This is a genomic window from Streptomyces sp. CB02414 (assembly GCF_001905385.1).
In the GTDB taxonomy this organism is placed as follows: domain Bacteria; phylum Actinomycetota; class Actinomycetes; order Streptomycetales; family Streptomycetaceae; genus Streptomyces.
Window position 1 is genome coordinate 551139 of the sequence record NZ_LIPF01000003.1, and the last position, 19769, is coordinate 570907.

Below are 19769 nucleotides of genomic sequence, written 5' to 3' on the forward strand. Positions count from 1 at the left end.
GGACCAGTGAGCGAACAAGCAGCAAGCGAACAAGCAGCAAGCGAACAACGGGAAAGAACCTCACGGGGGTTGTGATGTATCAGGTGGTACGGGCGCGGCTGAGTGCCCTGATGTGTGCGATGTGGCCGGCGCGGCGCAGGCGGGCCGCTGCGCCGCGGGACGCGGGAATGGTCACGTCCGAGTATCCGAAGGGTGCCAACTCACCCACCTTCGGGAGTGGCCCCAGTGGCACCAAACTTGCAGGTCAGCGCCGTCGCGTCGCCGACGACCTTCAGCGCAGGCATGAACGACCACACCCCCCTGCGTGGCCTCAGCGTCCTACGCCTCAGCGTCCTCACGGACGAGACGACAAGCCCGGAACGGCAGCGCGCAGCGAACGAAGAAGCCGCCCGTGCCCTGGGCATCGAGCTTTCGCCCGAACGGGAAGCCGTCGACCTGGGCGTGTCCGCATCCAAGACAACTCCCTTCGAGCGTCCGGAACTTGGCGCATGGCTTGAACGCCCCGCTGACTGGGACGCGCTTGTCTGCTGGCGATTTGACCGGCTCGTGCGCAGCATGGCCGACGTATTCGCACTGGCCGAATGGGCGAAGGCGCACCGCAAAATGATCGTGTTTGCGGAAGGTCCGGGCGGACGGCTCGTGCTCGACTTCCGTAATCCGCTGGACCCGATCACCCACCTTTTGGTGATGGTCTTTGCCTTCGCCGCAGAGATGGAAGCTCAGGCAATCCGCGAACGAGTCAACGGCGCTCAGGCAGCAATGCGCACGATGGAGCTTCGTTGGCGGGGCGCCCGTCCGCCGTACGGGTACATGCCGCAGGAACTCGAAACGGGCGGATGGACCCTTGTCCAAGACCCGAAAGCCGTGAAGGTCATTGAGCGCATCATGCGCGACCTATTCGCCGGAAAGACCGCTAGCACCGTATCGACGGAGCTGAACGCGGAAGGCGTGCCCAGTCCGCGTGACCACTGGAGTCTTCGCCAGGGGCGGAAGACCGGCGGGAAGACCGGCGCCACAAAGGGCAAGAACGTGAGCCGCGAAAAGTTCTCATGGCGCCCCGCCATGCTTTCCCGACTCATGCGCAGCTATGCGCTACTGGGCTGGAAGACGCACGACGGAAACCCGGTGCGTGACAGCAACGGCGCGCCGGTCATGTCGACCACTGAGCCGATTCTGACTCGCGAGGAATTCGACGCAATCGGCTCCCTGTTGGACTCGCGCAAGACGAAGCAAACGCCCCGGAAGGACAGTAAGGCGCTCTTGCTGGGCGTGATCTTCTGCGCTTCGTGTGGGGGACGCGTATACGCCGACCTTCAAAAGGGAACCTACAAGTGCGGCTACTCGTCACGCGGGCAGCAATGCGAGCGCCCCGTAAACGTCCGCATGGATTGGGCAGAATCCCGGGTCGAGGAAAAGTTCCTTGCCGCTGTGGGCGGACTGCGCGTAACGGAAATCAAGGTGACCGCCGGATACGACCCGGCTCCGGAGATTGCCGCCACGCTGGCGGAGTACGAAGAGCACCAAAAGCAGGAAGGCAGGCAGCGGAGTCAGGCAGCGCGCGACGCATGGCAGCGACGGGCAGACGCTCTTGACTCGCGATTGGCTGAACTGGAGTCACGAGAAAAGGTCGAGCCGAAGCGCGAAGTCGTCGCGACGGATCGCACCTACGCCGACGAATGGGCAAGCGCTGGCGTAACGGCACGGCGGGACATGCTCACTGATGCTGGGGCACGATTCGTAGTCAACCGGCTTGAGCCGAAGAAGCCTGCTCACCGTTCTCGCTTCACAATCAACGCCGACTTCTACTCGGACGCTGCGGCGGAGCTTGCCGCTATCGCTGAAGTGGAGCTTTCCGCATGAGCGACGAAGAGCGCCGGTTCCTGGCAGCGGAGATCCGTTACACGACGGTCCGGCTTGACGTCCTTTACCGGCGTCAGCACAAGGGCGACCGCACCGTGTTGACCCGGCAGAAAGTAGAGCGGCTGGAGTCGCTTCTGAGCGCCCTTCAGGGACACCCCGAAGCCCTGGGCGCCTAGCGACCCGTACGCCCCTGAGAACGGCACACAGCGCCCCGGTTCCCCACAGTGGAGCCGGGGCGCTTCTCTGTGCTCACGTACGGCGCTGTGAGGGGCGCGGAGCTATCGGCGGACGGCGGAGCGCTCAGCGGGGCGGAGACGGGCGCTCAGTGCGTTTCGCGGGGTGCGCTTCGGCAGCGTGGTCGAGCCGGATTCCGGCGTGACGGAACAGCGGGCACGGGGCGCCGCCAATACCGAGTGATGTGATGCCGGTCACGAGAACCTGTGACGGAATCATGTTGTCATGTACGCGACTGTTTCTAAATGACGTTTCGAACGGCACACAGCATCACAGCGCCACAAGGCCGTAACGGCTTCTGACCTGGGATGTTCCTTATCTCAGTGACCCAAACTCTTTATCAATATCCCAATGAGTTTTCCAAAGGACTAGGGGCGAGAGTTCGGAAGGGGACGTTTAGGAACACCCCAGCGACGACGGCACCCCTTCGCTGTAGGCGCTGCCGGACCAGGTTGCCGACTCCCTTCATATAGATAGAGGCGCTTTACGGCGCCCTACTGCGGGACTGCGACAGTGCTTAGCCACTTCCCGCCCTCATGACTCCCCCGCACGCTGGGACTGGCCACACTCCGGGCCAATGCGTGCACGACTAAAGCCCCTGGGCGTGGTCGAGAATCCTTCAGCGTGTCGCAGCGCTGCGGGTGACTCCCACGCCTGGGGGCTTTCTTCGTATCTGCGACTACGAAAAGAGCCTGGCCGTGCCTCACCTCCCTTACGACCTTCACACGACCCAATGTGCCCGTTGCGGCGGCCGGTTGGGCGATAACCAAGAGCGCTACTGCTCCGCTGCCTGCCGTTCCTCAGCGTGGCGCATTGCCCGCTGGGAGACGGAGCGTCAGAAGCTCGGCCTTCCCGCGTTCGGCACCTGCAATCTTTGCGGCGAACGAATCGTCATGACGTCGAAGACGAAGAGCACGTGCGACGAAAACGACCGCAACGACGATTGCGTTGATTCGCAAGCGGGCGCCCGGCTCGACGCCATGAACGCGCGGGACGAAGCCGAAGAGATGCGCGAGTGTGCCGAGTGTGAGCTGTGCGGCAAGGACGTCGCCTACAGCGGTAAGGGTCGACCGCGCCGCTTCTGTGCTCCGCGCTGCAAGACGGCTTTCTATCGCGCACAGCGCGCGCTGAAGGCGGGTGCCTGATGATTACGCACACGGGTTACGCGGACGCGCTGAAGGCCGTTGAAGCTCATTACGGGCCAGTGACCGACTTCCGTTGCGTCCATTGCTCCGACAAGGCTTCCCGCTGGGTGGTCGACAACACGGCTACTGCCATCGTTGATCCGCAGTTCCGCCGTTACAGCGACAAGCCGACCGACTATTGGCCGTTCTGCGCCCGCCATGCACACGATTACGAAACGTACGCGGGTGAATGGCCTCCGGTTGTCGTCCGGTACGTCAACACGTTCACGGAACGGCATTGGTTCGCGGATTGCTTCGCTGTAGACCCGGACGGCTCAGTATTGCTCCGCGACGCGTACGCAACGTATCTCGACTTCTGCCGCGAAGAACAAATTTCGTCACGGGAAGTGATGACGCGAAACACGTTCAAGGCGGCTTTGGTACGCCATGGCGCGACTCAGAAACGTACGTCGGCGGGCGTTTCGTTGAGCGGTGTAAAGCTCCGCTCGAATTAGTGGCTTAGGTCACAGGCCGGCTTCGACCCCCCAATTTTCCTTTGAAGGCGCACGGCAATTCACGCTGTGCGCCTTCGCTATTCCTGCACTCGAAGGGCAACATCATGATCCCTACCATTCACGAATTCCTCGACCGCCGCACCGTTCCCGGTAAGAGCGTGCCCCTGTACGTGCTGCGGGGCGTGTGTTTCCGCTGGGCGCGTGAGCATGGCGGGCCATTCATTGAGGCCGGAGCGCTTGAAGACGTTGTGCGGCAGCGTGGTTCGCGTATCGGACTCCGGGCCGACGGTAAGCCCCAGGTTCTCGGAATCACCCTTCTGCCCGCTGAGGCGCCGGACAACGTCATTCCGGACGCTGCGGGTGCCGCTGCCGCTATGCGCGATATTGCGGGTGCTCGATGACCGCCGCTGAAGACTTCATTGCCGCGAAGCTCACTCCGTCGCGCACAAGACGCACCCCCTACGAACTGACGCTTCGTGTCTTTCACGGGTGGTGCCGTGCCAACGGATACGACTTTCCGGATGACGACGAATTCATGGACGCCCTAGAAGCTGCCGGAGTTTCCTTCGTGGTTGGCGACCGTGGTGATTGGCTCATATCCGGGGCAACTCTTCTGCCGATCGGGCGGGAAAACCCATGAGTGAACTCCGCGATCAGGTGTGGGACTTCCTACGCAGCGAAACGGCAGACGACGCCGAACAGTGCCTTTGGTTTGACATGTTTATGCGCTGCCTGGGCGGATGGTCGGCCAGGCACGGAATGCCGCACCCGCAAGGAAACGACGTCATTCCGTTGGTTCGGGCCGCCGGATATCACCTTGCCGTTTCGCACAACGGCTCAGTCGTAATCCTGGGGCTGACCATGCGCGGCACAAGGCGACCGCTTTTCACAAACAGTCTCGTCCCGCCGAGCGCAATTCCCGTCGGCGCAATGGACTGAGCGCCACAAGGGCGCACTCAACCTACTCACGTGAGTAGGTAACCCGCTGTGGATTGTGGGTTAGGCACGGGGTTTCGTCGCTCCGCGCCCTTCCCAGGATTCACAGCGCCCACTTCTACTAAGGGAGTTTGGCCATATGGTCGACATTCAAACGCGGAGCGCGCCACACGGCGTGAATTACCGCAGTGCCGGGGGGACCCGCACACTCAGCGGATACGCAATCCGCTTCAACGAACTGAGTCACGACCTGGGCGGCTTCCGGGAACGGATTCTTCCGGATGCGTGGGACCCGGCGGACGGCGGGGCCGACGTGATTGCCACGTTCGGGCACAACACGGATCAGCTTCTAGGGCGGGTTTCCTCCGGCACGCTGAAGCTGAGCCGAGACACCTACGGAATTCGCTACAGCGTCGCCCTGCCGGACACGACGACCGGCAATGACGTTGCTGAGCTTGCCGCGCGGGGCGACCTTGCCGGTAGCTCCTTCACATTCCGTGTGAACGCGGGCGGTCAGCGTGTGGCCGACGAGAAAGCGCCGGATGGATTGCCTATCCGGGAAATCACGTCGATGACCGTTTTCGAGCTGGGTCCGGTTGTGAATCCGGCCTACCCCACCACTGGCACGCCGTCTGCCCGCGCGATTGCCGCTTACGAGAAAGAGATACGCTCCATGTCCGCTACTGCCCCCATCAACACTGGCGCCGGTTTCCTGCCCGTGAATCGCCGCAGCATTGACGACGTGTCCACCTGGACGGCGACCAACGTTGATGCGCTGTGGCGCGAACTGATTGGGCCGCGTAGTACGTTCCTGAGCGCGCTGCCGGATGACAACAAACTCCCCTTCGACGGGTACAAGTTCCTTATGCCCGCTGTGGATTCCGGCGAAGGCGCCTTCGTCGTTCCCGGCATGGCACTTCCCCAGCCTGAGACGTCCATTACCGGCCGTACTCAGCTTGCGGGCAAGTTCGGCGCGCTCCGGTATGCGTCGCTCGAATTCATTCAGGACGTCCGCCCGGACCTTGCCGCCGGTATCAACAAGTCGTTGGGCACGTCCATTGCCCGCGCTATCGACCGGACCATGTTGAACGGGGCGAGCAACCCAAACAACGTCAGCGATCCGCGAAAGATTACCGGAGTGCTCGAACAGTCGGTCGTTACCGCGCTTGCTGGGGCTTCCGTTGCCGTCGCCGATATCAGCGCTGCGATTGGGCGGATTGAGGACGAAGGCGGGCAAGCGAACGTTCTGTGGGTCGACCCGCTTGCAGCGAAGAGCCTTCGTGACGAGATTGGAGCCGCTGACTGGCCGAACGGCGTTTACAAGCTTCAGCCGATTGTCAGCAACTACCTTCCTGCCAATACGGCAATCGCGGCGGACGCTTCGCACATCTTCGTTGCGCTGAACCGTAAGGTGAACGTCTCTGTTTCTGAGACCCTGCCCCAGGGCTTCAAGACGGCTCAGGCAGCGTTCCGCGCGACGGCTTACGCTGTGGGCGCCTTCGTTCAGTCTGTGGGTGCTGTGCAGACCGTTTCCGGCACGCTGACGCCGGGCACTCCGAACCTTCTCGCCTACGGCGACACTGAGACGCCGGACGTGCAGGTTATGAACGCCATTGCCGACGAAGAGAAGCTTTCCGCCTACCGGGCCGCGCGGACTTCGGGTGTTTCGGCTACCGAATTCGCATTCTCCGCCCCGAAGCTGAGCGACGCTGAGGCTCAGGCGCAGGCGTTCAATACGGGTCCGCTGAGCCGTTCGGCGGGTGCGTAGTGCCGAAGTGCGCAACGGCGATCGTGTGCAACGGTGGTGAGATTGGTGAAGGGTTCGTTCGCACCTTCAACGTCTCCCACCTACGCCGCTGGTTTCCGAAAGCGCCGGTCACCGTTGACGGTTACTGGTGTGCATGGTGCAAGAGTTGGGCGAATACCCGGGTGGAAGGATTGGCGACAGATGCGCAACCCCCTTCGGACAGTTGGCGGGCAGCTTACGAGTTTCCGCGAAAGAGTGGCTGACGCTCGAATGCGCAGCGACACGGAACTAATCGATTTCGGCGCACGGCTCGCCGTACAGAATCCAATTCGCTGTGCGCTGTGCGATACCTGGGGTAATCCGAAGGGTGCGGGTGTCGCGCGTATGCCCGGCGGAATGACGGTTTCGTGTGACGACTGCGCCGACCTACATAGCGTGCGCGTTCTCTCTTTCGCTGCATGCGTGGCATTGGCGCGTGCAGCGGAGCCGAAGGAACGCAGCGCGGTAATGGTGCTCGACGTGCACGAACGGCGCGGGTAACCAACCTACTCACGTGAGTAGATTGATTGGGGCCTGACCACATGTCAGGCCCCTTTCTCATTTGCGAATTTGGCCGCTCGCCGGCTGGGCCATAAACCCAGGTCAGCACCCATAGGGGGGTGTTCCTGGCGATTAGGTCCCGCAAACGGGGTAGGGGGGGCCTTCCTCTACCTGACTACCAATCAGGAAGGGGGTGTCCCTCGTATGCGCACCCGTTGCCTTGACTGCCGGGACTGGGCAGTAACCGCCGGTCGTTGCCGACTGCACCACTCTGCGAAGGAAGCCCAGCGGAATGCGAAGAGCACCGCGAGACGGCGAGAGCGAATGGCTTCCGGCGATGGCGCACAGTCACGTTGGCGCAAGCGACTGAATAAGGCTGGGGCTGGGCGCTGCAATGGATGTGGCCGTGATTTCCTGGCCGCTGAACTTGCAGTCGACCACATCACGCCGCTATTCAAGGGCGGACGCGACCTTGACGCCAATGTGCAATTGCTTTGTCACGACGTCTGCCACAAGGCGAAGACTCGAAGGCAGCGACGGGAGGGGTAAGCGGCTCCGAAGTTGAGCTGAAGGCCCTTTTCCGACCCCGGTCCCAGCACGGAAAACGCACGCTAGGTGTGACGCCGGACCCCGGCCCCCCAAAGCTGTAGAGGCCAGTAACCCCAACGGTTATCGTCATTCTGACGCGAAAGAATGCGTGAGTTAGTGGGGCGCTAAGGGGTCTCTAATGGACGCTAGCCGTTCCCCATGTTCTTCTAACCGCCCTGCACCGCTACGAAGCCCCGTACGCGCCTGGGATCAATCCTGGGTCGCCTACGGGGCTTCTGTGCGTTCACGCGGCGTGGTCTGCAAGTAGGGACGCGACTTCGGGAACGTCGGCAAAGTCCTTCAGTCGGGCGAGCACGACGCGCACCCGTTCCGCTGTGCGTTCCGAAGCGACGTCGGCGGAAATGCTGATCACCCGTTCTGCCACTGCCGCCGCTTCTTCCGGCTCATTGGCGTCAGCAAGGGCGACGGCGAGCCATGACAGGTACAGCGCCATTTCGCGTGTGTGCGTGGCGTCGTATTCGCTGAGCACTTCCCGGAGCAACGGCACAGCGCGCAACGGGCGGTGAAGCTCCGTGTAGACGCGCGATTCCATGACACGAAGTTCGCCAGCGTCCACCCAATACAGGTAGTCGGGTGATTCTGTGCCTTCGCTGTCTTCGCTGAGTGCCTGCCCAGCTTCCCCCAGTGCGCGCATTGCCCCCTGCCCGTGCTCGACGCCCCCGGCTTTCGTGTGCGCCCAGGCGACACGGTCCAGGTACAGCGCGCGGGCTTTCGGGGGCGCTTCGGCCCGCGCGTCGTTGAATGCCGCCTGGGCGAGCGTGAGCCCTTCGGCTTCGCGTCCTGTGTTGCTGAATTGGTAGGCGAGTGACCCGGCAATGTTCCCGGCAAGGGTGTGGTCTTCCGCCTGCCGTGCGGCGCTTATGCCCAGCCGGTAAATACGCTCCGCTTCGTCGTGCTGCCCGGCGTCGCTTGCAATCCATCCGGCGATCTGCGCCAACTCCCCGATTTGGAGCAAGAGTTGACGCCCGACGTCGGCAGTGTGCACGCCTTCCCGATACAGCTTCACGGCGGAGCGAAGTTCCCGGAGTGCCGGGCGGATCAGGTCGCCACCCGCTAACACGTCGTCGGCGAGTCTGAGCCCGTGTACGCGCTGTCGAAGGTCGCCCACTTGCCCAATGCCGATACGTCGCCCCGTGCGGGCGCTGAGGGGCGCTAGCGGGTCGTCGTCGGGCAGGAAGTCGCCCAGTGTCGGCAACGGGGGCTCAGCGGGCTTCTGTGGCGTTTTCAGCGCGTCTACGGGAACGCCGAAAGCGGCAGCGATGAACGGCAGCCATTCTCGGGGCGTGCGCTTGCCGGTTTCCCAGCGGCTCACCTCCTGCCGCCCGACCGGTTCACCCTGCACCCGCGCTGCCCCACACACTTCGCGCGCTAGGCGTGCCTGACTCCACCCGCGCTCTTCGCGAAGGCGTCGGATGTTGGCCCCGATTGCGCTGCTCATAAGTCCAGTCTGGCCGACAGTTGGCCTACAAGGGGCCGCTAGTCCTAGATCCACTTCGGGCGGACGCTGGGGCGCATGACGGAACCGAGGAGATACCCGAGCGCGCCGGTACAACTCCCGCTCCGGCAAGTGGAGTTAGAGCCGACGCCGGTTGAAGGGTGCGCCGGTTGCGCCGAGCTTGCCGACGTTCGGGACCGTGCGCGCGCTGGCCACGACTGGACGACGGTTGCCGACTGCAACGTCCTCTTGAGACGGCACCCGAAGGGACACGGGATCGATGGGCACGGATAGGGACTCCGAACGGCCGAACGGCGCGGAGACGGACGCTGACGGCCCGTGGTGGCTGGCGTACGGCGGAAAGCTCGATGACCGGTCCGGCGTGATCGCGTTCGCGGCTGGCTCGCTGCCTCCGTGTCCGCTCTATCCGGACTGCACGGCGTGTGTTCGCCGACGGCGGGAGACGGCGAATGCGGGACGTTGATAGGTGGCTACGTGAACCCCGGCGGGGGCCGGTTGATCCGTCGTCCTGCGTGGTGTGTGCGGCGCTGCGCGGGAACATCGTTGCGGCCAATCGCACGGACGATTTGGCGCTCGGGTTGGCCACGCTTTCCGCCATGCGCGTTCACAAGCAATTCGGGCATCAGGATTGGGTGAGAGAACCGGCACCCGCCGACCGGCCCGCGTGAATCTCCGCCCCTCCCGTGTTCCGTGTCGGTGCGGCGCGGTAGGGGCGGCCCCGGCCCCGTTCGTGACGCTCCCCCGTGGCGCGCGAACGGGGCTTCGTCTGTGCGTAGTTGCTGGTCAGCGGTACTGTGGGGGAGTCATCACCCTTTGGATACGCGATGGGGATCGTCGCGGCGGTGGCCTTCGCCGTGGTCCTCTACAAGGTGGTGACGAGCGGGGCGGTCAGCGCGGAGCTGCAGGGCATCGTGAAGCAGGCACTCGATGCGCGGATGTGAGCGGCGTGCGAGGGCACGGCCCCGCGACTCGGACCGGGGCTTTGTGACGGCGGAGACCGCCGTGGTGCTGCCCGTGCTGGTCGTGTTCGCGATGGCGCTGGTGTGGGGGCTGCTCGTGGTGGCAGCGCAGATCCAGTGTGTGGACGCGGCCCGGACGGGCGCCCGCGCGGCGGCCCGCCAGGACCCAGCCGACGCGGTCGCCGAAGTCACCCGGGAGGCGGCGCCTCGCGGGGCGCGGGTCACGGTCAGCCGGGAGGGGGACCGGGTCCGTGTGGTCGTGGTGGCCGAGCCACCGGCGCTGCGCGGGCTGCCCTTCGAGGTACGGGAGGAGGCCGTGGCGTCGGTGGAGCGGACGGCGGGGGGCGAGCCGTGAGGAACCGGGCCGGGGACGCCGATCGGGGCTCCGCCACTGTCTGGAGCGTCGGTGCCGTCGCCGTTCTGTGTCTGGTGTTCGGCGTCGTGCTGGCCCTGGGCCAGGCGGTGGTGGCCCGGCACCGTGCGGCCGGCGGCGCCGATCTGGCGGCGCTCGCGGCGGCGGACCACTGGGACCGGGGCGGTACGGCGGCGTGTGCCCGGGCGGCACGGATCGCGGCGGCCCAAGGGGCGCGGTTGGTGAGCTGCGTGCTCACGGGGCAGGTCTCGGACGTGACGGTGGCATCGGGCCGGGGTCCGTTCACGGCGGAGGTCCGGGCGAGGGCGGGCCCGGCGGCGGAGGTCCGCCCGGCGGGGGGCGCGGTGCCGGAAGCACGCTCGGCGGGGGTTACGGCGATGGAGGTTGCGTCGGAAGAGCCGCCCCCACGGGGGTTGCTCTCATGAGGCTACCGACGGGCATCACGCGCCGGGTTTCCGGCGTCCGCCTCCGCCTGGCCCGCATCGAACGGGCCTGTTTCCCCTCCCGCCGCACGGTCCCCAGCCCCGTCCGCGGCTCCCCGCAACAGCACCGTCAGGAGCCGTACGGCCCCCCGCTTGTGCAGCGGTTCGTTGCCGTTGCCGCACTTGGGGGACTGGATGCAGGACGGGCAGCCGGCGTCGCACTCGCAGGAGGCGATGGCCTCCCGGGTGGCGGCGAGCCAGTCGCGGGCCGTGTGGAAGGCCCGCTCGGCGAAGCCCGCCCCGCCCGGGTGGCCGTCATACACGAAGACCGTCGGCAGCAGCGTGTCCGGGTGCAGGGGGACGGACACGCCGCCGATGTCCCAGCGGTCGCAGGTCGCGAAGAGGGGCAGCATGCCGATCGAGGCGTGCTCGGCGGCGTGCAGGGCCCCGCCGAGGATCTCCGGGTTGATCCGGGCGGCGTCCAGCTGGTCATCGGTGACCGTCCACCACACCGCCCGCGTACGCAGCGTCCGGGGAGGCAGGTCGAGCTTCGTCTCGCCCAGGACCTCGCCGGTGATGAGGCGGCGGCGCAGGAAGGAGACCACCTGGTTGGTGACCTCGACGGAGCCGTAGCACAGGCGCCCGTCGCCCCAGGGGACCTCGGTGTCGGTCTCCAGGACCGAGATCGCCGTCGTGTCACGGGCGACCGTCGAGTACGCGGGCGTGGCCTGCTCGACCAGCGCGACGGAGTCCTCCAGGTCCAGGGACCGGACGAGATAGGTGCGCCCCTGGTGGAGGTGGACGGCGCCTTCGTGGACGGTCGTGTGGGCGGCCCCGGCGTCCACCGTGCCAAGGAGCCGGCCCGTGCCGGCCTCGACGACCTGGACCGGCCGTCCGCCCTCGCCGCGGATGTCGGTGAGGTCGGCGGCCCGTTCCCGGCGCGTCCAGTGCCAGGCCCTGGTCCGGCGGCGCAGCAGCTTCGCCGCCTCCAGCTGGGGAAGCAGCTCCTCGCAGGCGGGACCGAACAGCGGCAGGTCCTCGTCGGTCAGGGGCAGCTCGGCCGCCGCCGCGCACAGGTGCGGGGCGAGGACGTACGGGTTGTCCGGGTCGAGGACCGTGGACTCCACGGGCTGGTCGAACAGGGCCTCGGGATGGTGGACGAGGAAGGTGTCCAGCGGGTCGTCCCGGGCGACCAGCACCGCCAGCGCCCCCTGCCCGGCCCGTCCCGCCCGGCCCGCCTGCTGCCACAGCGACGCGCGGGTCCCCGGATAGCCGGCGATCACCACGGCGTCCAGGCCGGAGATGTCGAGGCCGAGTTCGAGGGCGTTGGTCGCGGCGAGGCCGAGGAGTTCGCCGGAGTGCAGGGCGCGTTCCAGCGCGCGGCGCTCCTCGGGGAGGTAGCCGCCGCGGTAGGCGGCCACCCGCCCGGCCAGCGAGCGGTCGACCTCGGCGAGGCGCTCCTGGGCGATCACCGAGATCAGCTCGGCACCGCGCCGGGAGCGCACGAAGGTGATCGAGCGCATGCCCTGCACGGTGAGGTCGGTGAGCAGGTCGGCGGCCTCGGCCGTGGCGGTGCGGCGGACCGGCGCGCCCTTCTCGCCCTCCAGCTCGGTCAGTGGCGGCTCCCAGAGGGCGAACACCAGTTCACCGCGCGGTGAGGCGTCGTCGGCGACCTCGACGACCGGCAGCCCGGTGAGCCGGCGGGCCGCCACGGAAGGTTCGGCGGCGGTGGCGGAGGCGAGCAGGAAGACCGGCGACGCGCCGTAGCGGGCACACAGCCGGCGCAGTCTTCGCAGCACCTGGGCGACATGGGAGCCGAAGACGCCCCGGTAGGTGTGGCACTCGTCGATGACGACGTACTTCAGCGCCTTCAGGAAGGAGGACCAGCGGGGGTGGGACGGCAGGATGCCGCGGTGCAGCATGTCCGGGTTGGTCAGCACGTAGGTGCCGTACTGGCGGATCCACTCGCGTTCCTCGAACGGCGTGTCGCCGTCATACACCGCGGCTCGAACGGACGTGCCCAGCGGTCGGACGAGTTCCTTCACGGACCGGCACTGGTCGGCGGCCAGCGCCTTCGTCGGCGCCAGGTACAGGGCGGTGGCGCCCCGCCCGTTCGGCGCCTCGGAGCCGTCCAGCAGCGTCGACAGCACCGGCACCAGGTACGCCAGGGACTTGCCGGACGCGGTGCCCGTGGCGACGACCACCGAGTCGCCGTCGAGGGCGTGCTCGGCGGCGCGTGCCTGGTGGGCCCAGGGGTGTTCGATTCCGGCCGCGCGCACGGCCGCGACGACCTCCGGGCGAATCCGGTCCGGCCAGACGGCATGACGGCCCGCACGCGGGGGCAAGTGCTCCGTATGAGTGATGCGCGCAGCCCGGCTCGGTCCCGCGCCGAGCCGGTCCAGGACCATGCCCGGTTCCGGCCGGGAGCCGGGCTCCGCCGGGGGTCGATCGGGTCGGTGATTGTTGGCCATCGGCACCGAGTCTGTCACTGGCGTGACGGACAATGGGACCAAGGCGTCGTGCACGCCTGCCGGTAAGTGATTGAATGCCATCGCGGCTGGCGAACCGTCCTGGGGGCTTCAAGCCGAGGTGTCCCGAGGGACGACCGCTCGATAGCAAGGTGCTGGAGGATCCGTGGACCTGTCCCTGTCGACCCGTACCGTCGGCGATCGTACGGTCGTCGAGGTCGGTGGCGAAATTGACGTATACACCGCGCCCAAGCTGCGTGAGCAGCTGGTCGAGCTCGTGAACGACGGGAGTTTCCACCTCGTCGTCGACATGGAGGGCGTGGACTTCCTCGACTCCACCGGGCTCGGCGTACTGGTCGGCGGACTGAAGCGGGTGCGTGCCCATGAGGGCTCGCTGCGCCTGGTCTGCAACCAGGAGCGTATTCTCAAGATCTTCCGTATCACCGGCCTGACCAAGGTGTTTCCCATTCACACCTCGGTCGAGGAAGCGGTGGCGGCCACCGACTGACGACCGGCCCCGGGCAGCCCTCGGGCCGCCCGGGGCCGCAGTAGAACGACGGAGGTCCGGGCTGTCGGCGGCCCGGGCCCCCGACAGCACGCCCGTAGTTCCGAGGGGGATGCATGGCCACCGTCGAACTCCGCTTCAGCGCGCTGCCCGAGCATGTCCGTACCGCCCGTCTGGTGGCGGCCGCGGTGGCACGCCGGGCCGGAGTGGACGAGGCCGTCCTCGACGAGGTCAGGCTCGCCGTCGGCGAGGCCTGCACCCGGGCTGTGGGCCTGCATCAGCACGTCGGCATCACGGCGCCGGTCAAGGTGTCGCTGATCGAGGAGGAGAAGCAGTTCTCCATCGAGGTCGGTGACGAGGCGCCGCACGCCGTGACCGGGGCGGCGGCCCCGGGTTCCGCCGCCGACGAGGCGGAGGCCGAGGAGGACGAGATGGGCCTCGCGGTCATCAGCGGACTCGTCGACGACGTGGAGGTCACGGCGGGCGAGGACGGCGGACTGATCCGCATGACCTGGCCGACCGCGCCGGCGGTACTGCCGCCGGTCTGACCCACCCCCGCATCACCCGAAGGGCCCCACCTGGTGGGGCCCTTCGCCGTGTGCGCACTTACATTGGGTTCGTGCGGCCGTTAAGTGAATTCATTCACGATCAAGCATGAAAACCGATCACAAAAACCGATCACAAAAAGGATCACTGAATTAATGCCGGAGGGGCATTACTACTTGCCTCGTCCTTCCGGTTGACAGGTCGATTCCATTTGTCGTGCACTGTTTTGATCAGGTTCCGGTACCTACAATCCCGTCCACATCTTGAGCTCAGCCCAAGCGTCAAGGAGGACGAATGGCGGAGCTTTCCACCCCTCATCAGTTGGGCGATCCCTCCACCCTCGCGGCCGCCGTGCTGACCGACGGAAACCGTGTCCTGGTCGCGGTCATCGCCGTCGTCGCACTGGCCGCGCTGGTGCTCGCGGGCGTCCTGGTGCGCCAGGTGCTCGCGGCGGGCGAGGGAACCGACAGCATGAAGAAGATCGCGGCGGCCGTCCAGGAAGGTGCGAACGCCTATCTGGCCAGGCAGCTTCGCACGCTCGGCGTATTCGCCGTCGTCGTGTTCTTCCTGCTCATGCTGCTGCCCGCGGACGACTGGAATCAACGTGCCGGGCGATCGATCTTCTTCCTGATCGGCGCGGCGTTCTCGGCGGCCACCGGATATATCGGCATGTGGCTCGCCGTACGCAGCAATGTGCGCGTCGCCGCGGCCGCGCGGGAAGCGACACCGGCACCCGGAGAGCCGGAAAAGGATCTCACCGTCGTCTCGCACAAAGCGACCAAGATCGCTTTCCGTACGGGCGGCGTCGTCGGCATGTTCACGGTGGGGCTCGGCCTGCTGGGCGCCTGCTGCGTGGTGCTGGTCTACGCGGCCGACGCGCCGAAGGTCCTGGAGGGCTTCGGCCTCGGTGCCGCGCTGATCGCGATGTTCATGCGCGTCGGCGGCGGCATCTTCACCAAGGCCGCCGACGTCGGCGCCGACCTGGTCGGCAAGGTCGAGCAGGGCATTCCGGAGGACGACCCGCGCAACGCCGCGACCATCGCCGACAACGTGGGCGACAACGTCGGCGACTGCGCGGGCATGGCGGCCGACCTCTTCGAGTCGTACGCGGTGACCCTGGTGGCCGCGTTGATTCTCGGCAAGGTGGCCTTCGGCGACTCGGGGCTGGCCTTCCCGCTGCTGGTGCCGGCGATCGGCGTGCTCACCGCCATGATCGGCATCTTCGCCGTGGCGCCGAGGCGGTCCGACCGCAGCGGCATGAGCGCGATCAACCGGGGGTTCTTCGTCTCCGCCGTGATCTCGCTGGTGCTGGTGGCGGTGGCCGTCTTCGTCTACCTGCCCGGGAAGTACTCCGAGCTGGACGGCGTCACCGACGCGGCGATCGCCGCCAAGGACGGCGACCCGCGGATCCTCGCGCTCGTCGCGGTGGCCATCGGCATCGTGCTCGCCGCCCTCATCCAGCAGCTCACCGGTTACTTCACCGAGACCGCCCGACGCCCCGTCAAGGACGTCGGCAAGAGCTCCCTCACGGGGCCCGCCACCGTCGTCCTGGCCGGGATCTCCCTCGGCCTCGAATCCGCCGTCTACACCGCCCTGTTGATCGGCCTCGGCGTCTACGGGGCGTTCCTGCTGGGCGGTACGTCCATCATGCTGGCGTTGTTCGCCGTGGCGCTGGCCGGCACCGGCCTGCTCACCACGGTCGGCGTCATCGTCGCCATGGACACCTTCGGCCCGGTCTCCGACAACGCGCAGGGCATCGCCGAGATGTCCGGCGACGTCGAGGGCGCCGGCGCCCAGGTCCTCACCGACCTGGACGCGGTCGGCAACACCACCAAGGCCATCACCAAGGGCATCGCCATCGCCACCGCCGTCCTCGCGGCGGCGGCCCTCTTCGGGTCGTACCGCGACGCCATCACCACCGGCGCGGCGGACGTCGGCGAGAGACTCAGCGGCGAGGGCGCGCCGATGAGCCTGATGATGGACATCTCACAGCCCAACAACCTCGTCGGCCTCATCGCGGGCGCCGCGGTCGTCTTCCTCTTCTCGGGGCTGGCGATCAACGCGGTGTCGCGGTCGGCGGGCGCGGTGGTCTACGAGGTGCGGCGGCAGTTCCGGGAACGGCCCGGAATCATGGACCACAGCGAGAAACCCGAGTACGGCAAGGTCGTCGACATTTGCACCAGGGACGCCCTGCGGGAGCTCGCCACGCCCGGACTGCTCGCCGTGATGGCACCCATCTTCATCGGCTTCACGCTCGGCGTCGGCGCGCTCGGCGCGTTCCTGGCGGGCGCGATCGGCGCGGGCACCCTGATGGCGGTGTTCCTCGCCAACTCCGGCGGTGCCTGGGACAACGCCAAGAAACTCGTCGAGGACGGCCACCACGGCGGCAAGGGCAGCGAGGCCCACGCCGCCACCGTCATCGGCGACACGGTCGGCGACCCGTTCAAGGACACCGCGGGCCCGGCGATCAATCCGCTGCTGAAGGTCATGAACCTGGTGGCGCTGCTCATCGCGCCGGCGGTCATCAAGTTCTCCTACGGTGCCGACGAGAGCATCGCCGTGCGGGTGCTGATCGCCGTCGTCGCGTTCCTCGTCATCGCCGTGGCGGTTTACGTCTCCAAACGGCGCGGCATCGCGATGGGCGACGAGGACGACGGCGAACGGGATCCCAAGTCGGCCGATCCGGCGGTGGTTTCGTAGACCCCTGCACCGAGCCTCGTCGGAGGCGCTGGTCAAAGGCCGGGCGGACGGCGCGCGTTGACGCGTCGTCCGCCCGGTCCGTGCGTGCGCGCACCGTTCACCGTGAGCCTTCTCTCTCTTGGTGCAAATGGCTTCAATACGGTCTTAACGGATGTTCGTCCTGCGGATGTCCTCCATCCGGCGTGTATGTTCCGGGGCCGAGAGCCATGGAAGGGACCAATCCGGTGAACAAGAAGCTCGCGGCCGCACTGTCCGGCGGTGCGGTACTGGTACTGGCGCTGACGGGATGCGGCAGCAGCGACGACAACGAGAAGCTGGACGCCTGGGCGAAGGAGGTCTGCGACGCGGTGCAGCCGCAGGCCAAGAAGATCGAGGCCGCCAACGCCGCGATCCAGAAGGAGACCTCGGACAACAGCACGCCCGCCGAGGTCCAGAAGACCGACGCGCAGGCGTTCCAGGACATGTCCGACGCCTACAAGGCGATGGGCAGCGCCGTCCAGAAGGCCGGCGCCCCGGACGTCGAGGACGGCGAGAAGAAGCAGAAGGACGCCGTCACCGAGCTCAACAGCCTCTCCTCGTCGTACGCCTCCCTGAAGAAGCAGGTGGAGGAGCTCGACACCAAGGACCAGGCGAAGTTCGCCGACGGCCTCAAGGACATCGCCACCGAGCTCAACAAGCTCAGCAAGAGCGGCAGCGACGCGCTGAAGACCCTGGAGGAGGGCGACGTCGGCCAGGCGATGGCCAAGCAGGCCAGCTGCAAGTCGGCCTCGGTGACGCCGTCGGCCACCAACGGCTGACGTCCGCTCCGGAGGCAGGGGGCGCGAGGCGGGCCACAATGGGGGTGTGAGTAACGCCAGCCTGTCCCCCCTGCCCTCCGCCGACCGGCCCGACGTCTCCGCCCGGCTGCGGGACGCCCTGCTCGGGGCGTCCTTCACCGCCGACGGACTGCTGGAGCTGCTCGGCGCCCCCGCCTACGCGGCGCTGTCCCGCAGCGAGACCGTGCCCGCCCTGCGGGCCACCCGCGGCGACACGCCGCTCGAACGGCTCGTCAGGCTGTTCCTGCTCCAGCAACCCGTGCCCCACGCGCGCGCGGCGGACGTCCTGCCCGTCGACGCCTGCCTGGAGAGCGGCTGGCTCGTCCGCGCGGGCGACGACGAGGTGGCCGCCACCGTGGACGTACGGCCGTACGGCGGACCCGACGGCGAGGACTGGTTCATCGTCTCCGACCTGGGCTGCGCCGTCGGCGGCGCGGGCGGAATCGGCCACCGCGCGGAGGGCGTCGTCCTCGGCGTCGGCGGCGCCTCCATGACGCTGGCCGGCCTCACCGTCCGTACGCCCGTCTCCGCCGCCCTCGACCTCGGCACCGGCTCCGGCATCCAGGCCCTGCACGCCTCCCGCCACGCCACGCGCGTGACCGCGACCGACGTGAACCCGCGCGCGCTGCACATCACCGCGCTCACCCTCGCCCTCTCCGGCGCCCCGGCCGCCGACCTGCGCGAGGGCTCCCTGTACGAGCCCGTCCGCGACGACGAGACGTACGACCTGATCGTCTCCAACCCGCCGTTCGTGATCTCGCCCGGCGCACGCCTCACCTACCGGGACGGCGGGATGGGCGGGGACGATCTGTGCCGGTCGCTCGTTCAGGAGACGGGGGAGAAGCTGAACGAGGGCGGGTTCGCGCACTTCCTCGCCAACTGGCAGCACGTGGAGGGGGAGGACTGGACCGACCGGCTGCGCTCCTGGGTGCCGCGCGGCTGCGACGCCTGGGTCGTGCAGCGCGAGGTGCAGGACATCACGCAGTACGCCGAGCTGTGGCTCAGGGACGCCGGCGACCACCGCGCCGGCCCGGCCGAGTACCAGGCGCGGTACGACGCGTGGCTGGACGAGTTCGAGGCGCGCAAGGTCAAGGCTGTCGGCTTCGGCTGGATCACCCTGCGCCGCACCGGGGCCGCGGAGCCCTCGGTCACCGTCGAGGAGTGGCCGCACCCCGTCGAGCAGCCCCTCGGCGAGACGGTGCGCGAGCACTTCGACCGCGTCGACTACCTGCGCGCCCACGACGACGCGGCACTCCTGGAGGCGCGTTTCACGCTGGCCGGCGAGGTCGTCCAGGAACAGGTCGGCCTGCCCGGCGCCGAGGACCCCGAGCACGTCGTGCTGCGCCAGAACCGCGGCATGCGCCGCGCCACCCGCGTCGACACGGTCGGTGCCGGCTTCGCGGGCGTCTGTGACGGCACCATGAGCGCCGGCCGCATCCTGGACGCCATCGCCCAGCTGGTCGGCGAGGACCCGGTGGCGCTGCGCGACCGCACGCCCGCGCAGATCCGGCTGCTGGTGGAGCAGGGCTTCATCGAACCGGCGTAGCGGGACGCGGACCGGCCCCGGCGGCTCCCGGCTCCGCGAGGGCGGGGCAAACGAGCCACGGGCACCGAGCCGTCGGACCCGGCGGCTCCCCGTTCACCTCGGGTTCGCCTCCCCGCCGCCCGCGCGTGACACCCTCCCCGGGGCTGGACACGCGCGGGCTGGAGAAAAGGGGCACGGGGCCATGGAGAGCGGACCGGCGATCTTCGCGGGATTGGTGTTCGCCCTGTTCGGGGCCGGTCTGCTGGTGTGGACCGCGACACGGCTGCGGCACGGCCGCCCCGTCGCGCTCGGTGTGAGCCCCGTCGCATCGGCGGCCGTCGCGAGCCTCGCCGGAGTCGTCGCGCTGGCCGTCGGGGCCTGGTGCCTGACCCGCGTCTGAGGGGCCGGTTCCGGACCCCGGCCGCCCCCTCGCCC

General features: G+C 67.6%; 18 protein-coding genes and 1 pseudogene. 17 read left to right on the forward strand and 2 right to left on the reverse strand.

Translation table 11 applies throughout. The features are described 5' to 3' along the window. Positions 1-282 precede the first annotated feature (282 nt). The 8 genes from AMK11_RS13565 to AMK11_RS39210 all read left to right on the forward strand — a co-directional run bounded on the left by AMK11_RS13565 (position 283) and on the right by AMK11_RS39210 (position 7505). Positions 283-1860, forward strand: a complete 1578-nt coding sequence (locus AMK11_RS13565) for a recombinase family protein (protein WP_241846962.1) — start codon at positions 283-285, stop codon at positions 1858-1860. Next, positions 1857-2036, forward strand: coding sequence for a hypothetical protein (locus AMK11_RS38480; RefSeq protein WP_241846963.1), 180 nt, complete (start codon positions 1857-1859; stop codon positions 2034-2036). Before AMK11_RS13565 ends, AMK11_RS38480 begins: the two co-directional genes overlap by 4 nt. 951 nt (positions 2037-2987) lie before the next feature. Then, complete coding sequence (locus tag AMK11_RS13570) at positions 2988-3239, forward strand: hypothetical protein (RefSeq protein WP_073726619.1); 252 nt, start codon at positions 2988-2990, stop codon at positions 3237-3239. Further along, on the forward strand, positions 3239-3733 hold the full coding sequence (locus AMK11_RS37800) for a hypothetical protein (RefSeq protein ID WP_143194575.1): 495 nt from the start codon (positions 3239-3241) through the stop codon (positions 3731-3733). The genes AMK11_RS13570 and AMK11_RS37800 overlap by 1 nt, the downstream gene beginning before the upstream one ends. A 397-nt stretch (positions 3734-4130) precedes the next feature. After that, positions 4131-4373 carry a hypothetical protein gene (locus tag AMK11_RS37805; RefSeq protein ID WP_143194576.1) on the forward strand — a complete coding sequence of 81 codons (243 nt, stop codon included), beginning with the start codon at positions 4131-4133 and terminating at the stop codon, positions 4371-4373. Next, the gene (locus AMK11_RS37810) at positions 4370-4672 is read left to right on the forward strand and encodes a hypothetical protein (RefSeq protein ID WP_143194577.1); all 303 of its coding nucleotides are present in this window, start codon (positions 4370-4372) and stop codon (positions 4670-4672) included. The genes AMK11_RS37805 and AMK11_RS37810 overlap by 4 nt, the downstream gene beginning before the upstream one ends. A gap of 136 nt (positions 4673-4808) precedes the next feature. Continuing rightward, positions 4809-6437, forward strand: a complete 1629-nt coding sequence (locus AMK11_RS37945; protein ID WP_073726621.1) for an HK97 family phage prohead protease — start codon at positions 4809-4811, stop codon at positions 6435-6437. 843 nt (positions 6438-7280) lie between these two features. After that, complete coding sequence (locus tag AMK11_RS39210; protein WP_073726623.1) at positions 7281-7505, forward strand: HNH endonuclease; 225 nt, start codon at positions 7281-7283, stop codon at positions 7503-7505. 283 nt (positions 7506-7788) lie between these two features. Here AMK11_RS39210 and AMK11_RS13585 read toward each other — a convergent pair whose 3' ends face one another. After that, complete coding sequence (locus tag AMK11_RS13585) at positions 7789-9003, reverse strand: helix-turn-helix domain-containing protein (RefSeq protein WP_073726625.1); 1215 nt, start codon at positions 9001-9003, stop codon at positions 7789-7791. An 836-nt stretch (positions 9004-9839) separates the two neighbouring features. Between AMK11_RS13585 and AMK11_RS13595 the strand changes: the two are divergent. The 3 genes and pseudogenes from AMK11_RS13595 to AMK11_RS13605 all read left to right on the forward strand — a co-directional run. Beyond that, positions 9840-9962 (forward strand): annotated as a pseudogene (locus tag AMK11_RS13595) (DUF4244 domain-containing protein); the annotation flags it as partial. After that, on the forward strand, positions 9949-10335 hold the full coding sequence (locus tag AMK11_RS13600; protein WP_073726631.1) for a TadE family type IV pilus minor pilin: 387 nt from the start codon (positions 9949-9951) through the stop codon (positions 10333-10335). The pseudogene AMK11_RS13595 and the gene AMK11_RS13600, both read left to right, overlap by 14 nt. Continuing rightward, the gene (locus AMK11_RS13605) at positions 10332-10778 is read left to right on the forward strand and encodes an Rv3654c family TadE-like protein (RefSeq protein WP_073726633.1); all 447 of its coding nucleotides are present in this window, start codon (positions 10332-10334) and stop codon (positions 10776-10778) included. The genes AMK11_RS13600 and AMK11_RS13605 overlap by 4 nt, the downstream gene beginning before the upstream one ends. 2 nt (positions 10779-10780) lie before the next feature. Here the strand turns inward: AMK11_RS13605 and AMK11_RS13610 are convergent, their stop codons facing one another. Next, positions 10781-13327: a DEAD/DEAH box helicase gene (locus AMK11_RS13610; RefSeq protein WP_241846964.1), complete on the reverse strand. Its 2547-nt coding sequence runs from the start codon at positions 13325-13327 to the stop codon at positions 10781-10783. A gap of 82 nt (positions 13328-13409) precedes the next feature. Between AMK11_RS13610 and bldG the strand changes: the two genes are divergently transcribed. The 6 genes from bldG (at position 13410) to AMK11_RS13640 (ending at position 19734) form a co-directional block, all read left to right on the forward strand. Continuing rightward, positions 13410-13751 (forward strand): anti-sigma factor antagonist BldG, encoded by a 342-nt coding sequence (gene bldG, locus AMK11_RS13615; RefSeq protein WP_003975386.1) that lies wholly within the window; start codon positions 13410-13412, stop codon positions 13749-13751. A gap of 113 nt (positions 13752-13864) precedes the next feature. After that, positions 13865-14296: an ATP-binding protein gene (locus AMK11_RS13620; RefSeq protein ID WP_073726637.1), complete on the forward strand. Its 432-nt coding sequence runs from the start codon at positions 13865-13867 to the stop codon at positions 14294-14296. Between the two features lie 292 nt (positions 14297-14588). Then, positions 14589-16994: a sodium-translocating pyrophosphatase gene (locus AMK11_RS13625; RefSeq protein ID WP_073726639.1), complete on the forward strand. Its 2406-nt coding sequence runs from the start codon at positions 14589-14591 to the stop codon at positions 16992-16994. 206 nt (positions 16995-17200) lie between these two features. Next, on the forward strand, positions 17201-17791 hold the full coding sequence (locus AMK11_RS13630; RefSeq protein WP_073726641.1) for a small secreted protein: 591 nt from the start codon (positions 17201-17203) through the stop codon (positions 17789-17791). Positions 17792-17837: 46 nt separating this feature from the next. Next, positions 17838-19355: a DUF7059 domain-containing protein gene (locus AMK11_RS13635; protein WP_073726643.1), complete on the forward strand. Its 1518-nt coding sequence runs from the start codon at positions 17838-17840 to the stop codon at positions 19353-19355. Positions 19356-19536: 181 nt separating this feature from the next. Continuing rightward, complete coding sequence (locus tag AMK11_RS13640; RefSeq protein WP_073726645.1) at positions 19537-19734, forward strand: hypothetical protein; 198 nt, start codon at positions 19537-19539, stop codon at positions 19732-19734. Positions 19735-19769 lie beyond the last annotated feature (35 nt).